Source organism: Marinobacter sp. LV10MA510-1, from assembly GCF_002563885.1.
In the GTDB taxonomy this organism is placed as follows: Bacteria; Pseudomonadota; Gammaproteobacteria; order Pseudomonadales; family Oleiphilaceae; genus Marinobacter.
Window position 1 is genome coordinate 3,521,555 of record NZ_PDJA01000001.1, and the last position, 21,504, is coordinate 3,543,058.

Here is a 21,504-nt window from a genome sequence, read left to right on the forward strand (position 1 = left end):
TCAACACTCCTGGCCGGGCGCTGGCGTGGCAAGGCTGGCAAGACAAAGAACCGGGATAGCGCCGGTTATGCGGCCCCACAGCAAGGGCATTGCAGCGCTGTTGAAGGCGGGCCGGGGTGCCTGTTCGCCATTGCCGGGTTTGAGTATGCCACCCTGTTCATTGGCGAGAACAAACGTAAACGGATGCGCCCCGGGAATACCCAAGCGTACATCGGTAGCGGTGATTTCACCGTCGCGCGCTTGGTAGTCAAGAAACCCCCGGGTAAACCATTCCAGGCGGTGGGTTTCGGGCAATTGCGCAACAGAGTTGACAAGCGCCGGCTGGCGCGGGAAATATTCAAGGGTTAAGGGGCTGTCGCCATCCAGAAAGCCGGTCACGATTTCAACCCGCTGCTGGTCGGTGATCGCGGTGGCGCGCCAAAGCACCGTGTTGAAGGGCATAGGTTGCACCAGAAGTTTGGCGTCGGCAAAGCCGGCTTCGGCCAGGGCCGGTTGCACGCGTTCGATGATGACCTGCTGAGCTGCCAACGACCAGCCGAGATACCCGGTGGACAGCACCAGGCCAGCGGCAATAGCGCGCACCGCCTTAGGCCGCAGCAGAAATGCGGCGCAGCCGGCCAGTAGCGGCAGTGTATAAAGAGGGTCGATAATGAACACACTGCTGATGGCCAGCGGCCGGCCCAGGGGCCAGAACAGCTGTGTGCCGTAGGTGGTAAAGGTGTCCAGAATAGGGTGCGTCAGCAACACCAGTGCCGTTAGTAACAACCAGCGAGGGAACCCCAGTTGTGGCTTCCAGTGCCAGAACAGAGTTGCAAGCAGCAGCGACAGGGGCGCAAGCACAAAAAGAGAGTGGCTAAAGCCCCGGTGCTGGGTAAAGTTGGCGACGGCCGAGCCATAATCAATCAGCACATCCATATCGGGAAGCGTGCCTAACAGCGCGCCGGTCAGCAGAACCGATCGCCCGAGTGTTTTACCGGCTATCAGGCCTGCGATGGAAGCGCCAAGAGCTACCTGAGTGATTGAGTCCATGGAGATCGCATCATTTTGGTTAGTGAGGTTAGCTACCGGCGCATCAAAGCGCCGGCGTCACCTGCAGAACTCGTAAAACCTGAGGCCCCGGATAGCCGTCGGCGACCAGTCCGTTGGCGATCTGGTACTGGCGAATAGCGGCGCGGGTGGCCGGGCCCATAATGCCGTCTGGCGTGCCGGCGGAATATCCACGCTGTTCCAGCTGCTGCTGTAGCTGCATGATGTTGTCGCGGGACAGCGTGGGCGCATCTACCGGTGGCGGATTCTGTAACCCGCCTGCACCGGCAATACGGTCGGCCAGGTGGCCAACAGCGATGGCGTAAAATTCCGAGCGGTTCCAGCCCATAATCACTTTGAAGTTGTGATAAGCCAGAAACGCCGGGCCCTGGTGGCCGGCGGGCACAATGATTGCGGCATCAATGGCTTCTTGGGCCAGGGGGCCGCCTGATGCGTCGGTAACGCCAAGCTGGTTCCATTGCTCCAGAGATTTGCGGCGGCCATCGGCAAGGGCAAAGTTAAAGTTATTGGGTAGCTGTACTTCACGGCCCCAGCGGTAGTCGCCATCCCATCCCATAGACTGCAAAAATTGCCCGGCTGACATTAGCGCGTCTGGTAAACTGTTCCACAGGTCACGGCGGCCATCGCCGTCTGCGTCGACGGCGTGCTGAAGGAAGACCGTAGGCATAAATTGCACGTGGCCCATAGCACCGGCCCAGGAGCCTTCCATTTGCTCGGGGCTAATGGCGCCTTCGTCAACAATCTGCAGGGCAGCAATCAGCTGGCGGGTAAAAAAGGTTTTGCGGCGTTCGTCACAGGCCAGTGTTGCCAGGGAGCTGGGCACCGACATTTTGCCAAAATAGCTGCCGTAGTTGGTTTCCAGGCCCCAGAACGACAATAAATAGGCGGCGGGCACGCCGGTTTCATTGGTCACTCGTTGCAGTAGATCGGCGTGCTCTATTAATAGCTGACGGCCCTTGTCGATGCGAGTGTCGTTTACCCGGCGGTTCAAATAGTCAGCAAAGGGCGTGGTGAATTCCGGCTGGCGCCGGTCCAGCTCAATCACCCGTTCCAGATATTCCGCGCCAGCCAACACGCTGCGCGCGGTTTCAGCGCTAACGCCAGCGGCTATGGCCTGCTGCTGCAAGTCTGCTTTACAGGTCTCAAAATTGTTGACCGTAGCAGGCTGGTCTGTCGCCTTATCGGCAATGTTGGCGCTAGCACCCAGCGGCAGGGTGGCCAGGATGCCGGCACACAGGGCCGTGGCGGCCGGGCGAAAAAAGCGTGAAATGAAGACAGACACGTAGAACCTCCGGAAAATGGGCGTGGGGCGTATTATTAGCGCCCATAGTAGCGTTTTTTACGGCCCTAAAAACACACTTGCCACTGTTGACGGGTGACAAATCAGTAACCTGCATCCACAGGAGGACGACATTTTTTACGTGAAGGGTTTTTATCAGGGGAGTTTGTTTTATAGTAACTTAAAACAGATCGACAACAGCGCAATAGAAGGTTGAATCAATGGCGATGCTGACAGCACTGGTAGTGGATGACGCCAGCTTTGTAAGGGACCTGATCAAGCGTGCTGTCAGGCAGCAGTTTCCTGTTATTGAAGCCATCGATGCAGCCGACGGTAAAAAAGCGCAGTCGCTGATGTTGCGCACCACTTTTGATTTGATTCTCTGCGACTGGGAAATGCCGGAAATGTCAGGGCTGGAACTGCTGCAATGGATGCGTCAGCAGCCCCAGTACGCCAAAGTGCCGTTTATTATGATTACCAGCCGTGGCGACAAAAGCCACGTGGTCGAAGCCATACAGCAGGGCGTATCGGAATATCTGGGCAAACCTTTCAGCCCTGACGGTCTGGGTAAAAAAATCCGTAAAGTGATGGGGCAAACGCTGGCGCAGGCCATGGCAAGCTCTGGCAAGGCGCCTGCGGTTCAGGCCGATGCCCTGGCACAGTCGGCCTCCCTGTTGACCCGTAAAACAGAGTCCCCGGCTGCTTCTACAACGCCTGCGGAGCCGGCCACTGTTGTGGCAGCTGCGAATTCGCCCCAGCGCCAGCCAGCTGCAAAGGCAGGCGCGTTGATGAATATGGCCACCGTGCGTTTTGCTGACCACACCCTGCAGTCGGTGGTAAAAGACATCAATCTTAACGAAGTGCGGGTGATTGCCCGCCGCGACCAGCAGTTTCCAGGCATTCTGGACCAAGCGGTGGTGGATATTGAAATCTCGGAAACCGAAGTGGCGCGGCTAAACGGATACGTGCACCAACTTCACGCGGTCGACAAACGCCAGGACACCGACTTTGTTAGTGCCACTATCCGCTTTGTAGACGAAGACCCGAAAAAAATGGAAGACCTGTCACGCTTCATTGCCCGCTTTCGAGCGGCTGCACCTCGCTAGCAGTGCTAGCAACAACCCGCTCCGCGGGAAATTGGCAACGAAAGGTACTGCCTTTATCCAAGCTGCTGCTGATCAGCAGTTGCCCGTCGTGGTTCAACAGCACGTGTTTAACAATAGCCAGGCCCAGCCCCGTGCCGCCGGTGTCTTTGTGGCGACTGGGGTCAGCGCGATAGAAGCGTTCTGTCAATCGCGGGAGGTGGCTTGGGTCTATACCTATGCCGTTGTCTTCCACCGTTAGCAGCGGGCCTTGTTCGCCGGCGATCCAGCGAACGCGAATCTGGCCTTGTGCGGGAGTGTACTTCACCGCGTTAAAAACCAGATTAGAGACCGCGCTTCGCAACTGAGACAAGTCGCCGCGTATTTGCGTCGGGCCGTCGATTGTCAGCTCAATTCGATGCTGCTTGTCGCCGCTTAGGGCGTTTGCGTCATCGCAAACCTGTCGCAGCAGAGCACCTGCATCAACGATGCTTTCGTGCAGATTGCCGTCGCCGGTTTCAATTTTTGACAGCAGAATCAAGTCGGCAATCAACGCTTCCATGCGTGCCGATTGGTCTGCCATGGTAAAAACGGCGCGCTGCCAGTTGGCCGGCACTTCATCGCTGTGGTCACCGAGGGTTTCCAGGTAACCGCTGATAACGGTCAGCGGTGTGCGCATTTCGTGGGACAAGTTGCTGACGAAATCCCGACGCATCTGTTCCAGTTGATGCAGGCGGGTAACGTCTTTGATCAGCAGCAGGCGGTCGTTGTCGCCAAACAGGCTGATCTGGATTTGCAGGCGCAGGTGGGGGCGGGCTGGTGCGTTTAGTTCCAATGGTTGCTGATATTGCTTTTGTTCAAAATAATGAATGAATGCGGGCAGGCGAATCAGGTTCTGAATCAGCTGGCCCTGGTCGGTGCCGTTACGCAGATTGAGCAGGTAACCGGCGCTGCCGTTCCACCACTCCAGAGTGCCGCGGGAATCGGTCATCACTACGCCATCGCGCATGGCATTGGCGGATTGCTGCACCCGCTGAAGGCGCTCTTGCAGCGCAGAGCGGTGTTTGATGTGCTGTTTCTGGAGTTTGTTCAGGCCGTCAAAAATACCGCCCCACAGGCCAACGCTGTCTGGCGCTTCGCTGGCGGTGTCCGGCTGCGCCAGCCAGCGCAGCAGGCGTTTTGTTTGCGCCAGGGTCCAGCCCAGGTACAGCATCAAGCCGGCCAGCAAACCGTAAAGTGGAAAGCCCACCAGCCAACCCAGTAGCAAGCTCAGGCCCAGCAGGGCAATCAACAGGCGCAGATATTGCGACCAGTTTTGTTGCATGGCAATGGTTCCGTAACGGGTTCGGCGCTTAGCCGGAGTTTGCGGAAAATCGATAGCCGGCACCGCGAACGGTTTGTATCAGATGGTCGTGATGGGTGCCAAGCGCTTTGCGTAGCCTGCGGATGTGGACGTCTACGGTGCGTTCGTCCAGATACACGTTAGCGCCCCAAACCTGATCCAGCAGCTGGCTGCGGCTGTACACCCGGTCCTGATGGCTCATGAAAAACTGCAGCAGTCTGTATTCTGTGGGCCCCAGTTGCAGCCGTCCGGTGTGGCTACTGACCCGGTGGCTGAGCGGGTCCAGAGTCAGGCCGCCGACTTCCAGCGTACTGTCAACACCGGCGGGTGTGCTGCGTCGCAGCACGGCTTTCAGCCGTGCCAACAGCTCCCGCGGGCTGAATGGCTTGGTGATATAGTCGTCGGCGCCGGATTCAAGGCCCAGTATTTTGTTATCTTCTTCGACTTTTGCGGTCAACATTATGACGGGAATTGCCGCAGTAGTGTCGTCTTTTTTCAGCCGTCGGGCCAGTTCGATACCGCTGGTGTCCGGTAGCATCCAGTCCAACAAAATCAGATCCGGGCGCTTGTCGACAATCAGGCTGTGGGCGGCCCGTGCGTCGGCGGCTTGCAGACAGTTATAGCCGGCCATTTCCAGGGCCATAGTGACCATTTCACGAATGGCAGACTCGTCGTCCACAATCAGAATGGTTTTTTCGGACATGGCAGTAACCTGCTTTAGCGTTGCGGAGTGTTACGTTGCGTCCGCCGTATTACACCCGCTTATTGTTACAGACATGTGACAGCGGGTCGAGGCTTTTGCCTAGGCCAGCATGCGATCAACGGCCAGCCCGGCAAACAGCGCAAAACCCGCCCAATTGTTGTGTAAAAAGGCCTTGAAGCATCCGGCCCGGTCGCGCTCGCGGGCCAGAAACTGGTGGTAAATGAACAGGCAGGCCATGGTCAGCAAACCCATATAGTAAAAAGTGCCCAGTTCGGCCTGTTGGCCGACCAGCAGCAGAATGGTGATTATGGTGGTCTGCAGAATGCCCAGGATCATTCGGTCGGCGTCACCGAACAGCACAGCGGTGGATTTTATGCCCACTTTCAGGTCGTCTTCGCGGTCTACCATGGCGTAAAAGGTGTCGTACACCACCGACCAGATAACGTTGGCAATAAACAGTAGCCAGGTGACCTGGCTGAGCTCACCGGTTTGGGCAGCCCACGCCATCGGAATACTCCAGCCAAAGGCCGCCCCCAGAAATACCTGGGGCAGGTGGGTATAGCGCTTCATAAACGGATAAATGAACGCCAGCGCAGCGCCGCCAAAAGCCAGATAGATGGTCAGCTTGTTGGTAAACAGCAGCACCATTAGAAATGATACCAGGCCCAGGCCAACAAACAGCGCCACGGCCTCCCAGGGCTGGATGCGGCCGGTGGTTAACGGCCGGTCTTTGGTGCGCTCTACGTGCCTGTCCCATTCACGGTCAGCGAAGTCATTGATGGCACAGCCTGCAGCGCGCATAAAATACACGCCGAGGGTGAACACAATCAGGTTGCTCAGGCTGGGCATGCCGTCGGCGGCGAGCCACAGCGCCCAGTAGGTGGGCCACAGCAGCAATAACGTGCCCACGGGGCGGTTCAGGCGCAGCAGCAGGGCGTAATCCCGCAGGCGTAAACGAACGTGATCGGGCAAGGCGTTGGCTAGCATGACAGGGTTCGCTGGTCGGTAATAACGGTGAATGTGCAGGGGATTATAGCCAGAGCCGGGCGCGGGTCAAAAAGTCACTGCCAACCCAGGCAGAATTAAGCGTGTTCTGCGCCGCTGTAAAGCTGCGGTAACAGGTACTCGCACACCATCAGCGAATGCTGGCGGCCCTGCCTGCGGGTGTGAAACAACGAGCGCCGGGCCAGTTGCGGTTGCCCGCTATGGGTGCCCTGGCACAATCCGGTTTCGAGTGGGCCCCTATGCCACTGGCGGTGGCTGAACAGGTAAGCGCCCAGGGGCCGATTGCCCAGGTTGCGAAGCTGGCGGCCGGGCCCTTGCAGACAAGCCAGGGGGATAACCGTACGTGCCAACACCCAGGGCTGGCCGTCGCCGCACAAGCGCACTTCGCGAATCCACGCCTGCTGGCGCCAGGGAATATTCAGCTTGCGGGCTTCTTCGGCGCGGGGCAGGGCAAAACCTTCGCTGGCGACTTCTACCTGAAAGCTTTGCTGACAGCGTTGCTGCAACGCCCGGGTGAATGAGCCCTGAACGTTTAACCAGTAACGCGCCGGGCCATGAACCTGAGGGTTGCGCAAGCCTGCGGCCGCTGGCTGGCGATACCAGCAGGCGGGCGGGATAGTCAGCGCGCAGGCCGCCGGTGGGCTTTTTTTACAGACCTTTGACAGCATAGATACCAGGCGCGTTGCGCCAGTAGCCTTTGTAGTCCATGCCAAAGCCGAACAGAAAGCGGTCTTCGACATCCATACCGGTGAAATCGGCTTTCAGGCCGGGTCGACATTTGCGATCGTGCTGTTTGTCGACCAGTACGGCGGTCAGCACTTCAGCGGCGCCGTGTGCGCGGCAATAATCGGCGATGGCGCACAGGGTAGTGCCTTCGTCCAGAATGTCGTCAACAATCAGAATTATACGGCCGTTCATATCGGCTTCCGGCCGCAGCTTCCACTCCAGAATGCCGCCGGTGGTTTCCTGGCGGTAACGGGTGGCATGCAGGTATTCGGCCTGAACGGGAAAGTTCAACTGGGTGAGCAGTTGACCAGTGGTGATCAGACCACCGTTCATCACGCAGAAAACCAGCGGGTTGCTGCCTTCAAGGCGTTCGGTGATAGCGCTGGCCAGAGCAGTAATAGCGGCCTGTACCTGCTGATTTGGAACCAGGCAATCGGCTTCTGCCATTACCTGCTTCATTTCGGCGACGGTATCGATCATAACGGGCGGTCCTGTCGTAAAACGGGCGATTATACCGGAGCGATTGGTGTGAAGGGAGAGTTAACCCGTTATGGAAAGGTCTGTATTTATGGCTACACGGGCAAAACAGGCATACTGACCATGCCGTAAGGCTGCGGCGGGCGTTAAGGACTGCGTATTTTCCGCGGTACGATTGGCCCGGTCGCCAATTTGAAGCGTAGATGAACGGCAATCGCTACGAACAGTAATAGTAACAGGAGCAGGTAATGAAGAAGTGGCAATGTGTGGTGTGTGGGCTGATTTATGACGAAGCCGAAGGCTGGCCGGAAGACGGTATTAAACCGGGAACAGCGTGGAATGACGTGCCCGAAGACTGGTTGTGCCCGGATTGCGGTGTGGGTAAGGAAGATTTTGAAATGCTTGAAATCGACTGAGGCAGGTACAGCATGACAACAGCTTCCGAACCCAATCCCAATCTTAATCCCATTGTCATTGTTGGCAGTGGCCTGGCCGGTTACTCGCTGGTGCGGGAGCTGCGCAAGCATAACGCGGACGCGGCCATATTGCTGGTAACCGTCGATGACGGTACCAGCTACTCAAAACCCATGCTGTCCACCGGCTTTGGCAAGGGCAAAGATGCCGACGGCCTGTCCCAGGCTGGTCATCGGTCGATGGCTGAGCAGTTCAATCTGCACCTGTTGCCCCACACCCGGGTGACGGCTTTGAACCCACAGGCCCATCAGATTCAGCTGGGCTCTCGTTTAAATTCTCGTTTAGAAAGCCACTGGCAAAGCTACAGCCAGCTGGTGCTGGCCTGGGGTGCAGAAGTGGTACCACTGCACCTGGCCGGCAGTGGCAGCGATGCGGTGTATTCCATTAATGACCTGGACGACTATCGCGCCTTCCGCGCGGCGCTGACGGGCGCTGAACGGGTAGCCATAATGGGCGCCGGGCTGATTGGTTGTGAATTTGCCAATGATTTGCGCCTGGGCGGGTATCAGGTGGAGGTGGTTGCACCCTCGGCAACAGTGATGCCCACGTTAATGCCTGAACCGGCCGCTCGCGCCGTGCAAAATGAACTGGAGGCGCTGGGTGTGATCTTTCACCTGGGCACCCAGGTTGACCGCATTGACCAAGTGCCGGCGGGAGGCGATGGCGGAGTAACCTTGGCGTTGGCCAACGGCCAGCAACTGCAGGCCGATGTGGTGATTTCGGCGGTGGGGCTGCGGCCGCGAACTGAGCTGGCACAACAGGCCGGGCTGGCGGTTAACCGTGGCATTGTGGTGAATCGGGCGCTGGAAACCTCGGCGCCGGATGTTTACGCCCTGGGCGACTGTGCCGAGGTGGATGGCCAGCTGCTGTTGTATGTTATGCCGTTGATGGCCAGCGCCCGGGCGCTGGCAAAAACCCTGGCCGGCGAGCGCAGCGAGGTGCTCTACCCGGCCATGCCGGTGATGATTAAAACACCTTGCTGCCCGGCTGCGGTAAACCCACCACCGTTGGGCGCAGAAGGGCAGTGGCAGGTCGAGCAGGATGGTAACCATGTGAAAGCGCTGTTTAATAATCCAGACGGGGCTTTGTTAGGCTTCGCGCTAACCGGTCGCTTTGCCGTGGAGAAACAGGCGCTGTCGCGGCAGTTGCCGGCGTTGCATAGTGCGGCTTCCTGAGAGCGATTTGATGGTTTTCATTGCCAAGCCGCGCGCCCTGGGTGAAAATTTAGGTCGTTTGCTTATTATCACTCAACAGGAACCCGCATGCTGGACATAACCCGAAAACTGGTGGACTTGCTGAACCTGAGCGCTACCGGCGTAGATCACTTCCAGGGCGACAGCGAAGATCTGGGGTTTCCCAACGTATTCGGTGGCCAGGTTCTGGGCCAGGCGCTGATGGCCGCCAGCCGCACCGTGGAAGACCGCCTGTGCCATTCTCTGCACGCTTATTTTTTGCGCCCGGGCAACCAGCGCATGCCTATTGATTATGAAGTAGAGCGAGTGCGCGACGGCGGCAGTTTCTCTGTACGGCGGGTAACCGCTCGCCAGGAAGGCAAGGAAATACTAACCTGTTGCGCGTCTTTTCAAACCGAGGAAGCCGGTCTTGAACACCAGCTTGACATGCCGAAGGTGCCGGCGCCGGAAACCCTGAAAACCGAGCAGGAGCTGGGCGAACTGCTGGCGCCTCATGTCTCTGAAGCCCTGCGTCATTTGCTGACGCGCGATCGCCCGGTGGAATTTCGCCCGGTCGCCCCGGGCGATCTGCTAAACCCTGAACCCCGCCCACCCCGAGCCCAGGACTGGGTGCGGGTAAGAGGTACCTTGCCGGACGACCCAGTGCTGCACCGCTGCTTATTGGCCTATGCCTCGGATTTTTCGTTCCTGGGCACGTCGCTGGTGCCCCACGGGGTCAAGTTTTGGGATGCCGGCTTGCGGGTAGCCAGTCTTGACCACGCTATGTGGTTTCACAGCGACTTTCGCATGGATGAGTGGTTGTTGTATGACAAAGACAGCCCGAGTGCAGCGGCCGGGCGGGGATTGAATCGCGGTAGTTTCTACAATTCGTCAGGTAGTATAGTTGCGTCTTGTGCACAGGAAGGCCTGATTCGCCTGCGAAAAGGCCAATAGCGGCACCGAATGAAGTGAGCAGTTCTGACTGGCTTTTTGGTTCGTGTCTTAGGCAAGTGTTTCCAATTGCTTGACCCATTCCTTCGCCCACTCAGCGGCCTCGATCTCTGGCTCCATGGTTTCCATGGCGTCGATGCGCAGGGTGTCTCCCACTTTACGCGCGGCGGTTTCGTAGAGCGCTTCTTCGATCAGTTCGCCGGCGCCGCAAAAAGTATCGCCGTAAGAGCTGTCACCCAGCACAATGCTGCCAAACGGGCGGCCTGGCTGCTGTGGCAGCTGATCCCGCAAATCCACATAAAACTGCAGGATGTTAGAGGGCAGCTCACCCTGGCCGGTGGTAGAGGTGCACACCAGCAGGGCGTCATTGTTGTCGGTAATGTCAGACAGCTGTGGCTCTTCCAGAACCGTTACACGGTAACCGAGCGGCGTCAGTGTATTTTCGATGGCGCGGGCACTCATCAGAGCGCCACCGTAAACACTACCAACAAGAATGCGGATGGCTTTCATAGAAAAATTCCGAACAATTGAGTGAGGTCTGGGTTTTGGTGGTGAGTTGCTGGTAATGAGAAGCAGCTGCAACCATTGCCAGGTTGAGATGATAGCCTCGATCGATAGTTTTTTGCAATACGGTGACTTACGCTGGATTTATTTCAATTTCATTGCAAAAATTTTATAGTGCCGCCTGCAGTTTTTCTGCAGTCAGATGACGCCATGCCACATGAGATATTCCATGATATGAGCCGTTCAAGCGGATTTCTGGACACACTTCTTACCAGCCCCTCCACGGAACGCTTTCGGGTTGGAATCAGCCTGTTGTTTTTACTGGGCGTTTGGTTGTCGGTAGGCTCGTTTGCGAGTGGCCTGCCAAACGGCATGCTGCTGATGGCCGCTGCAGTGATTGGTGGCTATATGGCCATCAACATCGGTGCCAACGATGTTGCCAACAATGTGGGCCCGGCGGTGGGCTCTGGTGCTTTGTCGCTGGGCGCCGCGGTCGCTCTGGCGGCTGTTTTTGAAGCCGCTGGCGCGTTGATTGCCGGCGGCGACGTGGTGTCTACCATCAAGGGCGGGATTATCGATCCGTCTAACCTGAGTGACGACCGCTCCTTTGTCTGGTTGATGACGGCAGCCCTGCTGGCTGGCGCGCTCTGGCTGAACCTGGCCACCTGGATGGGCGCTCCGGTGTCTACCACCCATTCTATTGTGGGCGGGGTGCTGGGGGCCGGTATTGCGGCCGGAGGCTGGGGCATTGCGGATTGGGAGGTTATGGGCAAAATCGCCGCCAGCTGGGTAATTTCACCGGTGTTGGGTGGTGTTCTGGCAGCTCTGTTTTTGTACCTGATAAACCGCACCGTGCTGTACCGGCGCAATGTTATCGCGGCAGCGCGCATTTTTGTGCCTTGGCTGGTGGCCGGTATGGCCTGGGCGTTTGGCACCTATCTAATGCTCAAAGGCCTGAAAAAACTCGTGTCGCTGGACTTTATGGGTGCCTCGCTGGTGGGTCTGGTGGCTGCCGCGGTGGCCTTCTTCGCGATACGCGCGTTGGTTAACCGTAAAGCCGCGACTATGGAAAACAACGCCGCCGGTGTAAACACGCTGTTCACCTGGCCGCTGATTTTTGCCGCGGCGCTGCTCAGTTTTGCCCACGGTGCTAACGACGTAGCCAATGCCATCGGGCCCCTGGCGGCTATAAACGATGCCATAGCCAACGGCGGCGTGATGACGTCATCCAGTATTCCTTTATGGGTGATGGCGGTAGGTGCCCTGGGTATTGCGTTGGGCCTGATGCTGTTTGGTCCGCGACTGATCAAAACCGTAGGCAGCGAAATCACCGAGCTGGATAAAACCCGCGCCTTTTGCATTGCGCTATCGGCTGCTTTAACCGTCATTCTGGCGTCGCAGCTTGGGCTACCGGTAAGCTCCACCCACATCGCCATTGGCGGCGTGTTCGGCGTTGGTTTTCTGCGGGAATATCTGAAATCCAATTACGCTACCCAGCTTCATAAAATCATGGAAGAGCGTGACCTCGAGGAACGCGAACGGCTGAAGCCGTTTCTGGATGATTTCCGCAACGCGTCCGTCGAGGAAATGGAAAACTTGCTCAAGCGTGCGAAGAGAAATAAAAAACAGGTGCCACTGACAAAAACCGACCGCAAGCGACTCAAGAAAATCTATCGGGAAGAGATGGTGAAACGCTCTCACCTTACCCGTATCGCGACGGCCTGGATTGTTACAGTGCCGGCGTCGGCATTGATGGCAGCAATACTGTTTTTCACGTTGCGCGGGCTAATGATTTAGTGTCCCATGACAGTTCGATCTACAGGGGAGTGAGCTTATGAGTACGTCTGTTGAAAGCAACCAGGCCAGGATAATTAACGAGCTGAGGGTGTTTATCAAGAAAGTAATGAGCGAACCCACCATTGCGGTCAGATCGATGGACATTGCCCGCAAGCACAAAGGCGAGCCTAATTCTGACGAGGCTATCGCGCGGGAAATCAGCGCCAGCACCAGTATTCGTATTCCGGAAAAGTGGAGTGATGCGGACCGCATGTTTCTGGATATTATTCACGAAGTGCTGGACGACGAAGACGCGCTTTATTAAGCACGGGTGCAAGCTCCTACAGTTGTAACAATAACGGCGCCGAAAGGCGCCGTTATTGTTTGTTCTGTCTGTTTAGACCTGGTTAAAGCAGATTAAAAGTGCTTAGGCTGGCGCCCTGGCGCCGGCAGCCAGGTTGTTCAGAATCGCCATTTCGTCGGCAATACCTTCTTCCCTGGCCAGCAGCCGTTGCTCTGCCAGAATATCCGCCAGTATGTCAGCGGTGGTCAGCGGGTTGGCCAGCACCACGCGGAACACAATACAGGGGAAGTTGAAGTAGTTGTCTGGCTCCAAACGAGTGCGGGAGACAAACGCCTTACCCCTTTCACGCTGGGTTTTTTGGATAAACTTGGTGATGCGGTTCAGGCTGGTGTTGATCTTTTCCGCCAGCATTTCATCGGCACCTTCCAGAGCCTGCCGGACCTGTGGCGGGCAGTAGCGATAGGTCAGAATGTTCAGTTCGGGCCGGGTGATCAGTTCGAAATCTTCAGCCTCATCAATCATGGCCGCGAATGTTCGGGCCTTGCCAATGCCTGCGTCAATCAGCAGTTCATAACCTTCTCGGGCCAGAATTTTCAGGCCAGAGTGAATCAGCATCGCCATGCCCGGGCGCGATCCCTCAAGCGTGGTGCTGCCCAAATCCCGCGAGCCTTTGCGGATAATGTACTGGGCGTGGTGTTCAACCGCACTGGCCAGGCTGGGGTCGCGGAACACCACCAAACCCACGCCCATGGGTACGTAAAGCTGTTTATGAGCGTCAAAGGTGACCGAGTCGGCTTTTTCAATGCCTTTTAGCAGCGAACGATAACGTCGGGAAAACAGGGTTGGTCCACCCCAAGCGGCATCTACGTGGAAGTGTGCGCCGAATTCGCGCGCGATATCGGCCATGGCTTCCAGCGGATCTACGTTGCCGGTTTCGGTCGTGCCGGCAACGCCACAGAGGGCAATCACCTTGATTTTCTGTTTCTGCAACTGCAGGCATTTTTCCCGCAGCGCATCAATCTGGATACGGTTGTTGCTGTCGGTTGCCACAGTCACCAGAGCATCGCGGCCCAGGCCCAATACGTCGGCGGCTTTGCTCAGGGAATAATGGCCGCGGCGCGACATAACAATAGCGGCGCCCTCGTAACCGTAATATTTCAAAGCGCGGAACAGGCCTTCCTGTTGTAAGCCGCGGAAGTTACCTTCCGCCGGAAACGCGCGGTTGCGGGCTACCCAAAGCGCTGTCAGGTTGGCAACGGTGCCGCCGGAACACATGGCGCCCAGCGCGTAGCGGGGGTTGTGCATCCATTTGCGGTAGAACGAACCGTCTTCTTCGAACACCAGCCGGTGAATCATGCCCAGCACTTGGCGCTCCAGAGGTGTAAACGCCTTGGAAGTTTCGGTTTTCACCAGATTCTGGTTCAGGGCAATCATGATTTTCGACAGCGGCAGCATGAAATAGGGCAGTGCCGACGTCATGTGGCCAATAAAAGCCGGTGATGCGGTGTGTACCGAGTTCGCCACCAGTTTGTCGAGCAGAAACTGGGTTTGCTCAGACACAAATATGGGCTTTTCTGGCACGCTGTATTCGGAGAAATTCTTCTCAACGTCGGCCAGGTCGCGCTCTACCGCAACAATGTGATCCTGAAGAAAACCGGCAAGATTACGGGATATGTCCTGGTCAATCCGGCTCAGGGTAGAATCGGGTGCCTCAGGAATCGTGAAAACACGATACATTGCCTCTACAGAGGCCTGGGCGGATTTTTTAATTCCGGTCATAGGGCGCCACGCGCAGTCTCGAGGAGCCGTAGTATACGGCGTGAAAAGTGGTTACGCCACATTGGGCGGCACCTCATCAAGTGTGCTTTACAGCAGCTGCCGATCGACGTCCAAAATGGCGGCATCAATACGTTCGCTGATGGCTTTTTCGACCTGGTCCAGGCGCTGGCTGATCTGCTGTGACGACGAGCCCAGTGCCACGACAGCCCAGGTGGCGCAATCCAGGGCGTCCTGATGGTCAGTTTCGGCCACCGCCAGGTCCGGCTCTTTGCCCCAGATCGTTTTCAATGGCGCAAACACTTTGCGCTTGGCTTTCAGATCATCACAGGCATAAAGTTGAAAGTGCAGGGTGAGCACGCCGATGTGTGGGGTGATCGCCGGAGCCTGCGCCGACTCTTTGAGCAGTTTGCGTAATGCGTCAGACATTCACGATTCCTTCAGCATAGGGGACAGATTTCAAATCTGTCCCCGGCTTGCCGTCCCCGGTTAAAATGTGTCCCTAATTTGCCAAGGTTCGCCGATGACAGATTCACTTGCAAGTTTGCCGTTTGAACAGTTATTAAGTCGGGTACGGGCCTGTACCCTGTGTGCTGAAAATTTGCCCTACGGCCCTCGCCCGGTGATCCAGATGGCTGAGTCGGCACGGATTCTGGTGGTGGGCCAGGCGCCCGGGCGCCGGGTGCATGAAACCGGTCTGCCCTTTAACGACCCCAGCGGCGATCGGCTGCGCCAGTGGATGGGTATTGGTCGCGAGACCTTTTACGATGATCACCAGTTGGCCATTTTGCCTTTGGGCTTTTGCTACCCTGGGACCGGTAAAAACGGTGATTTGCCTCCACGCCCCGAATGCGCGCCGGCCTGGCGCAGCGCTCTGCTGGAACGCCTGCCCAATGTTGCCATGACTCTGGTGATTGGCCAATACGCGCACAATTGGCACTTGGCGAACCCTGCCCGAACCGTTACGGCGAATGTGCAGAACTGGCGGGCGTACTGGCCGGCGCAGCTGCCTATGCCACACCCCAGCCCGCGCAATAACCTTTGGTTGCGCCGTAATTCCTGGTTTGAAGCCGAGGTGGTGCCAGCGCTTCAGCAGCGGGTAGCGGGCTTGTTGAACGTTCGCTGAGCCAGTTCTGCCCCGGGATTTAATAGCTATCTAAATCAATGCGCTGAAATCTGTTACAAAAAATTACAAAAAAGTGTTTGCCAATAAATAGCCTTGTCATCGTTTACGGATTATAAAGACGCCAAGACAGTCCAATATGTGGAATTCTGTCGAAATGGAATGCTGCCGGCCTGAGGTCTTTAGCGTTCGTATTTTTGGTTTTCGTTGATGGAGAACAATATGAGTGAATTCGACGAAGGCAGTCTGGAGACATCCGGCGGCTCGTCTGCCGACGCTGAAAACACCCATTCCATTGCGGGTCGTGCCCGGGTTCGAGCTAAGTTGCAGGCTGATATTGAGGCCTACCTGAGCCGGGGCGGCACCATCAGTGAAGTGGCGAACGGCTTTCGTAGTGATGGCAGCAACAAAGCGGACGCAGGTTTTAATGGCCGTGCACTCTAAGCCTAAAGTAGTCAGAAAGTGATGCCAGGCCCGGGAGACATTGCCCGGGCTTTTTGTTTACACGGTTACCGCAACTGCAAGCTTGGCGGCCGAGGTGTATCATAAAAACCTGTGCCGACGTTCGCAGCCGGCTTTTATTTTTCGTACCACTCTATTTTGCCACTCTTTTTCCCAATCTGGAGGTTCCGTGTCGAATCTGACTCCCCGCATGTTTCCCGCCACCCGTTTACGCCGCAACCGCGCCAGTGATTTTTCCCGCCGGTTGGTGCGTGAAAACCAGCTGTTGCCTGATAATCTCATTTTCCCGGTGTTTGTTTTGGATGGCGAAAACCAGCGCGAAGCCGTGGCCTCTATGCCCGGCGTGGAGCGTTTGAGTATTGACCTTCTATTAGCCCAGGCTGCCGAAGTGGTGGAGTTGGGCATACCGGCTATTGCTCTGTTCCCGGTGGTGCCTGCCGAGCATAAAAATCTGCAGGGCTCTGGCGCCTGGGACCCCCAGGGTTTAGCGCAGCGGGCTGTACGTGCGTTGAAACAGGCCCATCCGGAACTGGGTGTGATTACTGACGCCGCTCTGGACCCGTTTACCACGCACGGTCAGGACGGCATTATTGATGACAACGGCTATGTGCTAAACGACATCACCGTAGATGCGTTGGTGAAACAAGCGCTGTCTCAGGCCGAAGCCGGTGCCGATGTGATTGCACCGTCCGACATGATGGACGGTCGCATTATTGCGATCCGCGAAGCCCTGGAAGAAGCGGGCTACGTGAACACCCGCATCATGGCCTATTCCGCCAAGTACGCGTCTGCCTATTACGGCCCATTCCGCGACGCAGTAGGCTCTGCCGGCAACCTTGGCAAAGGCAATAAGGCTACTTACCAAATGGACCCGGCTAACAGCGACGAAGCCCTGCACGAAGTGGCCATGGACATCGCCGAAGGCGCCGATATGGTGATGGTAAAGCCGGGCATGCCGTACCTGGACATTGTCAGACGGGTGAAAACCGAGTTGCAGGTGCCCACGTTCGCGTACCAGGTCAGTGGCGAATACGCCATGCACATGGCCGCAGCACAAAATGGCTGGCTGGACGGCGATGCGGTGATGATGGAAAGCCTTATGGCCATGCGCCGAGCCGGCGCCGACGGTATCCTGACCTACTTTGCTATTCGCGCCGCGCGGCTGATGAAACAGAAATGATCCGCAGTGCGGGGTCGCTCAGGCCCCGCACTGCGGGCGCAGTAACAAAACAAGGACGGTAAGCCAATGACCAGTAAAAAGGGCAATCTGAAGATTGCCGACAATGAGGCCACGTTGCCCGCAGCAGATACTGTGCCTTCGCCCGAGGAAAGTCTGAGCCTGGACGCCTGCGAAAATTTCTTCAACCGCGAACTGAGTCAACTGCAGTTCAACCACCGGGTATTGAAACAGGCCCTGGACGATACCCACCCGCTGATCAACCGACTCATTTTTTGCTGCATATTCAGCAGCAACATGGATGAATTCTTCGAAATCCGCGTGGCGGGTATGCGTCAGCAGTTGAAGTACGGCCGGGAACAAACCTACGCCGACGGACTGCAGCCGGAACAGTTACTGGCGGAAATCAGCCGTGTGGCTCACGAGTACATTGACGAACAGTACGATATCTTGAACAACGTGCTGATTCCGGAGTTGGAAAAGCAGAATATCCACTTTGTGCGCCGGCACGAATGGACCCCGGCTCAGGCCCAATGGGTGCGCACCTATTTTGACGAAGAAATACTACCAGTGGTCAGCCCGATTGGCCTGGACCCATCGCACCCGTTCCCGCGGCTAGTGAATAAAAGCCTCAACTTTATTGTGGAGCTGGACGGCAAAGACGCCTTTGGCCGCGAAACCGGCATGGCCATAGTGCCGGCGCCGAAGTCTTTGCCGCGGTTGGTGCGGCTGCCGGACGACGTGTGCGACGGCGGCGACAATCTGGTGTTTTTGTCGTCGATGATTCACGCCCATACCGACGAGCTGTTCCCCGGTATGGAAATCAAAGGCTGTTACCAGTTTCGCCTGACCCGTAATGCGGACCTGGAGCTGGAAGACGATCTGGAAGACCTGGCCTCGGCCTTGCGCGGTGAGCTGCTGAGCCGCCGCTTTGGTGACGGTGTGCGCCTGGAAGTGGCGGATAATTGCCCGCAGGAGCTGGTTCAGTTTCTGCTGGCCGAGTTTGGCCTGACCGAGCGCGACCTCTATGAGGTGCGCGGCCCGGTAAACCTGACCCGGCTGCTGGCGGTGGGGGGTCTAGTGAACCGACCGGACCTGAGCTATTCCGGTTTCTCCCCGGTGACCCCGCGCCAGATTCGCAGCCGTGACTCCATGTTTGACAGTATCCGCAAGCGTCCGATTCTGTTGCTCCATCCCTATGAAAACTTTAGCCCGGTGGTGGATTTGCTGCGCCAGGCCGCCAAAGATCCGCAGGTGCTGGCCATTCGCCAGACCTTGTACCGCTCCGGTGCCAACTCCGAAGTGGTCGAAGCCTTGGCCGATGCCGCTCGTCGCGGTAAAGAAGTCACCGTTGTTATCGAGTTGCGGGCGCGCTTCAGCGAGGAGGAAAACCTGGAGCTGGCCAGCCGCCTGCAGGAAGCCGGGGTAATTGTGGTGTACGGGGTAGTGGGCTACAAAACCCATGCCAAAATGATTCTGATTGTGCGCCGCGAAGAAGGCCGCTTGCGGCGCTATGTGCACTTGGGCACGGGTAACTATCATGCCGCCAACGCTCGCCTGTACACCGACTACAGCTTTATGACCTGCGACGAATCTATCGGCGACGATGTGAACAAACTGTTCCAGCAGCTGACCGGTATGGGTAAGGCGTTAAAAATCAAGAAACTGTTCCACTCACCATTCACTCTGCATTCGCGAATACTGCAACTGATTGAGCGGGAAACCCGCCTGGGTGAGAAGGGCCGGATTATTTTCAAGTTCAACGGCCTGACCGAGCCTCAGCTGATTAAAGCGCTGTATCGTGCCTCCCAGGCCGGTGCGAAAATCGATCTGATTATTCGCGGCATCTGCTGCCTGCGGCCCCAGGTGCCCGGGTTGTCGAGCACCATTCACGTGCGCTCTATTATCGGGCGCTTTCTAGAGCATACCCGGGTTTACTACTTTGGTAACGATGGCCAAACCGAGGTGTATTGTTCCAGCGCCGATGGTATGGAACGTAACCTGCTGAGGCGTGTTGAAGTCGCCTTTCCGGTGGAAGAGCCCGCGCTGGTGGCGCGCTTGCAAGACGATTTGAATACCTATCTTGCTGATAACTGCCAGTCTTGGGTGTTGCAGGCTGATGGCCGTTATGAGCAGAACGAACCGGCGGAGGGCGAGCCAAGGCTGGCGTCGCAGCTGGTGTTGCTGGAGCGGCTGACCGCCAAATCCTGATTTATTAATGTGGTATGACTGGAGAACGCTTTGAAACGACAATGGATAATGGCATCTGCCGGGGTGGTGGTGGTGGCGGGTATTGCTTTGCCCTATGGCACAGGCTACCTGACCGAGCAACAGTGGCAGCAGGCTTCACAGGAAGTGAACGGTTCCCAGACCTGGTTGGAAATGCAAGTCGGGCGCTACGACCGCGGATTCTGGAGCTCCGAATTTGAAGGCACATTGTTGCTAAGGGACCCGGCAGGCGGTGAGGAACTGAGCGTTCCCTACCTTGCCAGGGTGAGTCATGGCGTGACTGGCAGCCTGACCGATTTTAAACCGGTGAACGGCTGGACCCCGGCAGGTGAAAGCTGGTTTGGCGATGATGCCCCGCGCTTGACCGCAGAAACCCGGCTTTGGGGTTCGGCGGTAGCCGAGCTGACCGTGCCTAAGTTCAGCATTACTGATGACGGTAACGTGGAGACAGTCTTTGGCAGTGGTGGTGTGGTGCGCGTAAATGGCAGCCTCGGCGCAGACGCTGTGGATATCAGTGCAGACTGGCCGTCGCTGGTGATTGCCTCGGAAGAGGTAGATCTGCGCCTCAGTGATCTGACGCTGGAGCAGGAAATGCAACGTCTGAGCGGTGACATCTGGATCGGCGAGGGCACCCTCGCTTTGCAGGGTCTGGAGTTGATGCCTGCAAACGCTGACGCCATTATGCTGCGCGGTCTGTCGCTCTATTCGAACAGCGAAGCGATAAACGACAACAGCGCTCTGGATTCTTTCATCACTATTAAACTGGATGAGCTGCAGTTGGCAGGGGATACCCTGGGGCCACACCACATTGAGTTTGCGCTGAAGGGCCTGAATGTAAAGGCCTGGAACGCGGTTAGTCGCAGCGTGACGGATATGCAGCTCGCGGCATTTGCTGCGGAAAATGGCGATCCAACCGCGTTTCAGCAGCAAATGCAGGCGATGTCAGACGTAGGCGAATCGATGCAGATGTTAGCCGCAGCAGGCTTCAGCGTGGGTTTTCCGGACATTCATCTGGTCAGCCCTGAAGGGCCCTTGCAGGGCAAGGTGCTGATAACTCATCCTGGAGCTGCTGGCGATTCTGCGTCGCAATTGATCATGCCGGCGCTTGAAGGTGAAATGGAATTATCCATACCGCTGGCTCTGGCTGATGACAACGAAGCGGTGCGCATGCAAACAGCGCCGTTGATTAAAGAGGGTCTGCTAGTTACGGAAGGTGACCGACTGTTCTTGAAGGCAACGTTAAAAGATTTGGTGTTGAACGTTAATGGCCGAGCCATTCCTCTGCCGCCGCTGTTGTAACCGATGTGCCTGGCCAGCCGCCTGATTTGGCGTGCTGGCCGGTGTTGGTCTGGCTCAGGGAATAGCCCGGTTCGGGCATTCTGCTTTAGCTGAACTTTTTTTCTAACGCGGCTTGCACCGCTGGATCAACAAATTCGGATACATCTCCGCCCAAGGACGCAATCTCGCGGATCAGGGTAGATGATATATAAGACAGATGATTGGTGGGCGTGAGGAACACGCTTTCCAGTTCCGGCGCCAAGCGGCGGTTCATGTCTGCCAGCTGAAATTCGTATTCAAAATCTGACACCGCCCGCAGGCCGCGCAAAATCACCGTGGCGTTCTGTGAGCGTACAAATTCTGCTAATAGATTGCTGAAGCCCATGACCGTCACGTTGGGAACATGGGCTGTGGCCTGGCGTACCAGGTCGCAGCGTTCCTCCAGTTCTAGTAAGGGCTTTTTTTTAGAGTTATAGGCAACCGCTACCACCACTTCGTCGAATAGCCGGCTAGCCCGCTCAATTAAATCAGTATGACCATGGGTGATGGGGTCAAACGTACCCGGGTAAATAACTTTTGGCATGTACAGCTCCGTCTCTACGTTGTTATTTTGCCCA

At 56.9% G+C, this 21,504-nt stretch carries 22 protein-coding genes; 11 read left to right on the forward strand and 11 right to left on the reverse strand.

The features are described 5' to 3' along the window. Together ATI45_RS17000 and ATI45_RS17005 are read right to left on the reverse strand one after the other, a co-directional pair. Positions 1-1,029, reverse strand: coding sequence for a metal-dependent hydrolase (locus tag ATI45_RS17000; RefSeq protein WP_098420819.1), 1,029 nt, complete (start codon positions 1,027-1,029; stop codon positions 1-3). Between the two features lie 43 nt (positions 1,030-1,072). After that, positions 1,073-2,329: a lytic murein transglycosylase gene (locus ATI45_RS17005; protein WP_098420820.1), complete on the reverse strand. Its 1,257-nt coding sequence runs from the start codon at positions 2,327-2,329 to the stop codon at positions 1,073-1,075. Positions 2,330-2,547: 218 nt separating this feature from the next. Between ATI45_RS17005 and ATI45_RS17010 the strand changes: the two genes are divergently transcribed. Then, entirely contained in the window at positions 2,548-3,432 is an 885-nt protein-coding gene (locus ATI45_RS17010; protein ID WP_098420821.1) for a response regulator, read from the forward strand. On the opposite strand, the gene phoR is transcribed toward ATI45_RS17010, so the two are convergent. From phoR to ATI45_RS17035, 5 genes are all read right to left on the reverse strand, one after another. After that, positions 3,398-4,732 carry a phosphate regulon sensor histidine kinase PhoR gene (gene phoR / locus ATI45_RS17015; RefSeq protein WP_098420822.1) on the reverse strand — a complete coding sequence of 445 codons (1,335 nt, stop codon included), beginning with the start codon at positions 4,730-4,732 and terminating at the stop codon, positions 3,398-3,400. The genes ATI45_RS17010 and phoR overlap by 35 nt on opposite strands. Positions 4,733-4,760: 28 nt before the next feature. Then, positions 4,761-5,453 carry a phosphate regulon transcriptional regulator PhoB gene (gene phoB / locus ATI45_RS17020; RefSeq protein WP_098420823.1) on the reverse strand — a complete coding sequence of 231 codons (693 nt, stop codon included), beginning with the start codon at positions 5,451-5,453 and terminating at the stop codon, positions 4,761-4,763. 99 nt (positions 5,454-5,552) lie between these two features. Next, entirely contained in the window at positions 5,553-6,440 is an 888-nt protein-coding gene (ubiA, locus tag ATI45_RS17025; RefSeq protein WP_098420824.1) for a 4-hydroxybenzoate octaprenyltransferase, read from the reverse strand. A gap of 95 nt (positions 6,441-6,535) precedes the next feature. Then, positions 6,536-7,126 (reverse strand): chorismate--pyruvate lyase family protein, encoded by a 591-nt coding sequence (locus ATI45_RS17030; RefSeq protein WP_098420825.1) that lies wholly within the window; start codon positions 7,124-7,126, stop codon positions 6,536-6,538. Continuing rightward, on the reverse strand, positions 7,107-7,664 hold the full coding sequence (locus ATI45_RS17035) for a hypoxanthine-guanine phosphoribosyltransferase (RefSeq protein WP_098420826.1): 558 nt from the start codon (positions 7,662-7,664) through the stop codon (positions 7,107-7,109). The genes ATI45_RS17030 and ATI45_RS17035 overlap by 20 nt, the downstream gene beginning before the upstream one ends. A 245-nt stretch (positions 7,665-7,909) precedes the next feature. Between ATI45_RS17035 and ATI45_RS17040 the strand changes: the two genes are divergently transcribed. The 3 genes from ATI45_RS17040 to ATI45_RS17050 all read left to right on the forward strand — a co-directional run bounded on the left by ATI45_RS17040 (position 7,910) and on the right by ATI45_RS17050 (position 10,261). Then, the gene (locus ATI45_RS17040; protein ID WP_098420827.1) at positions 7,910-8,077 is read left to right on the forward strand and encodes a rubredoxin; all 168 of its coding nucleotides are present in this window, start codon (positions 7,910-7,912) and stop codon (positions 8,075-8,077) included. Positions 8,078-8,089: 12 nt separating this feature from the next. Next, positions 8,090-9,310, forward strand: coding sequence for an NAD(P)/FAD-dependent oxidoreductase (locus ATI45_RS17045; protein ID WP_098420828.1), 1,221 nt, complete (start codon positions 8,090-8,092; stop codon positions 9,308-9,310). An 87-nt stretch (positions 9,311-9,397) separates the two neighbouring features. After that, positions 9,398-10,261: an acyl-CoA thioesterase gene (locus tag ATI45_RS17050; protein WP_098420829.1), complete on the forward strand. Its 864-nt coding sequence runs from the start codon at positions 9,398-9,400 to the stop codon at positions 10,259-10,261. A gap of 48 nt (positions 10,262-10,309) precedes the next feature. On the opposite strand, the gene ATI45_RS17055 is transcribed toward ATI45_RS17050, so the two are convergent. Continuing rightward, positions 10,310-10,768 carry a flavodoxin gene (locus ATI45_RS17055; RefSeq protein ID WP_098420830.1) on the reverse strand — a complete coding sequence of 153 codons (459 nt, stop codon included), beginning with the start codon at positions 10,766-10,768 and terminating at the stop codon, positions 10,310-10,312. Positions 10,769-10,996: 228 nt separating this feature from the next. Between ATI45_RS17055 and ATI45_RS17060 the strand changes: the two genes are divergently transcribed. Together ATI45_RS17060 and ATI45_RS17065 are read left to right on the forward strand one after the other, a co-directional pair. Continuing rightward, on the forward strand, positions 10,997-12,559 hold the full coding sequence (locus tag ATI45_RS17060) for an inorganic phosphate transporter (RefSeq protein WP_098420831.1): 1,563 nt from the start codon (positions 10,997-10,999) through the stop codon (positions 12,557-12,559). Positions 12,560-12,596: 37 nt separating this feature from the next. Further along, entirely contained in the window at positions 12,597-12,863 is a 267-nt protein-coding gene (locus ATI45_RS17065) for a hypothetical protein (RefSeq protein WP_098420832.1), read from the forward strand. A gap of 102 nt (positions 12,864-12,965) precedes the next feature. On the opposite strand, the gene panP is transcribed toward ATI45_RS17065, so the two are convergent. Further along, positions 12,966-14,621 carry a pyridoxal-dependent aspartate 1-decarboxylase PanP gene (panP, locus tag ATI45_RS17070; RefSeq protein ID WP_098420833.1) on the reverse strand — a complete coding sequence of 552 codons (1,656 nt, stop codon included), beginning with the start codon at positions 14,619-14,621 and terminating at the stop codon, positions 12,966-12,968. A gap of 87 nt (positions 14,622-14,708) precedes the next feature. Next, the gene (locus tag ATI45_RS17075; protein WP_098420834.1) at positions 14,709-15,047 is read right to left on the reverse strand and encodes a DUF503 domain-containing protein; all 339 of its coding nucleotides are present in this window, start codon (positions 15,045-15,047) and stop codon (positions 14,709-14,711) included. Positions 15,048-15,141: 94 nt separating this feature from the next. Here ATI45_RS17075 and ATI45_RS17080 point away from each other — a divergent pair, with 94 nt between their 5' ends. From ATI45_RS17080 to ATI45_RS17100, 5 genes are all read left to right on the forward strand, one after another. Continuing rightward, positions 15,142-15,744 (forward strand): uracil-DNA glycosylase family protein, encoded by a 603-nt coding sequence (locus ATI45_RS17080; protein WP_098420835.1) that lies wholly within the window; start codon positions 15,142-15,144, stop codon positions 15,742-15,744. Positions 15,745-15,963: 219 nt separating this feature from the next. Next, entirely contained in the window at positions 15,964-16,185 is a 222-nt protein-coding gene (locus ATI45_RS17085; RefSeq protein WP_098420836.1) for a hypothetical protein, read from the forward strand. A 208-nt stretch (positions 16,186-16,393) separates the two neighbouring features. Then, positions 16,394-17,383 (forward strand): porphobilinogen synthase, encoded by a 990-nt coding sequence (gene hemB, locus ATI45_RS17090; protein ID WP_098420837.1) that lies wholly within the window; start codon positions 16,394-16,396, stop codon positions 17,381-17,383. Between the two features lie 66 nt (positions 17,384-17,449). Continuing rightward, positions 17,450-19,591, forward strand: coding sequence for a polyphosphate kinase 1 (gene ppk1, locus ATI45_RS17095; RefSeq protein ID WP_098420838.1), 2,142 nt, complete (start codon positions 17,450-17,452; stop codon positions 19,589-19,591). Positions 19,592-19,621: 30 nt separating this feature from the next. Then, positions 19,622-20,908: a DUF945 family protein gene (locus tag ATI45_RS17100; protein WP_228736000.1), complete on the forward strand. Its 1,287-nt coding sequence runs from the start codon at positions 19,622-19,624 to the stop codon at positions 20,906-20,908. Positions 20,909-20,993: 85 nt separating this feature from the next. Here ATI45_RS17100 and coaD read toward each other — a convergent pair whose 3' ends face one another. After that, positions 20,994-21,470 (reverse strand): pantetheine-phosphate adenylyltransferase, encoded by a 477-nt coding sequence (gene coaD, locus ATI45_RS17105; RefSeq protein ID WP_098420840.1) that lies wholly within the window; start codon positions 21,468-21,470, stop codon positions 20,994-20,996. Between the last annotated feature and the right edge of the window lie 34 nt (positions 21,471-21,504).

Coding starts and splice junctions, on each gene's coding strand:
- ATI45_RS17055 (WP_098420830.1), bottom strand. CDS start 10,768: ATGAAAGCCATCCGCATTCTTGTTGGTAGTGTTTACGGTGGCGCTCTG.
- phoB (WP_098420823.1), bottom strand. CDS start 5,453: ATGTCCGAAAAAACCATTCTGATTGTGGACGACGAGTCTGCCATTCGT.
- ATI45_RS17010 (WP_098420821.1), top strand. CDS start 2,548: ATGGCGATGCTGACAGCACTGGTAGTGGATGACGCCAGCTTTGTAAGG.
- ATI45_RS17075 (WP_098420834.1), bottom strand. CDS start 15,047: ATGTCTGACGCATTACGCAAACTGCTCAAAGAGTCGGCGCAGGCTCCG.
- ATI45_RS17065 (WP_098420832.1), top strand. CDS start 12,597: ATGAGTACGTCTGTTGAAAGCAACCAGGCCAGGATAATTAACGAGCTG.
- ATI45_RS17040 (WP_098420827.1), top strand. CDS start 7,910: ATGAAGAAGTGGCAATGTGTGGTGTGTGGGCTGATTTATGACGAAGCC.
- ATI45_RS17060 (WP_098420831.1), top strand. CDS start 10,997: ATGAGCCGTTCAAGCGGATTTCTGGACACACTTCTTACCAGCCCCTCC.
- ppk1 (WP_098420838.1), top strand. CDS start 17,450: ATGACCAGTAAAAAGGGCAATCTGAAGATTGCCGACAATGAGGCCACG.
- ATI45_RS17000 (WP_098420819.1), bottom strand. CDS start 1,029: ATGGACTCAATCACTCAGGTAGCTCTTGGCGCTTCCATCGCAGGCCTG.
- ATI45_RS17085 (WP_098420836.1), top strand. CDS start 15,964: ATGAGTGAATTCGACGAAGGCAGTCTGGAGACATCCGGCGGCTCGTCT.
- ubiA (WP_098420824.1), bottom strand. CDS start 6,440: ATGCTAGCCAACGCCTTGCCCGATCACGTTCGTTTACGCCTGCGGGAT.
- ATI45_RS17050 (WP_098420829.1), top strand. CDS start 9,398: ATGCTGGACATAACCCGAAAACTGGTGGACTTGCTGAACCTGAGCGCT.
- coaD (WP_098420840.1), bottom strand. CDS start 21,470: ATGCCAAAAGTTATTTACCCGGGTACGTTTGACCCCATCACCCATGGT.
- ATI45_RS17080 (WP_098420835.1), top strand. CDS start 15,142: ATGACAGATTCACTTGCAAGTTTGCCGTTTGAACAGTTATTAAGTCGG.
- phoR (WP_098420822.1), bottom strand. CDS start 4,732: ATGCAACAAAACTGGTCGCAATATCTGCGCCTGTTGATTGCCCTGCTG.
- hemB (WP_098420837.1), top strand. CDS start 16,394: ATGTTTCCCGCCACCCGTTTACGCCGCAACCGCGCCAGTGATTTTTCC.
- panP (WP_098420833.1), bottom strand. CDS start 14,621: ATGACCGGAATTAAAAAATCCGCCCAGGCCTCTGTAGAGGCAATGTAT.
- ATI45_RS17045 (WP_098420828.1), top strand. CDS start 8,090: ATGACAACAGCTTCCGAACCCAATCCCAATCTTAATCCCATTGTCATT.
- ATI45_RS17030 (WP_098420825.1), bottom strand. CDS start 7,126: ATGCTGTCAAAGGTCTGTAAAAAAAGCCCACCGGCGGCCTGCGCGCTG.
- ATI45_RS17035 (WP_098420826.1), bottom strand. CDS start 7,664: ATGATCGATACCGTCGCCGAAATGAAGCAGGTAATGGCAGAAGCCGAT.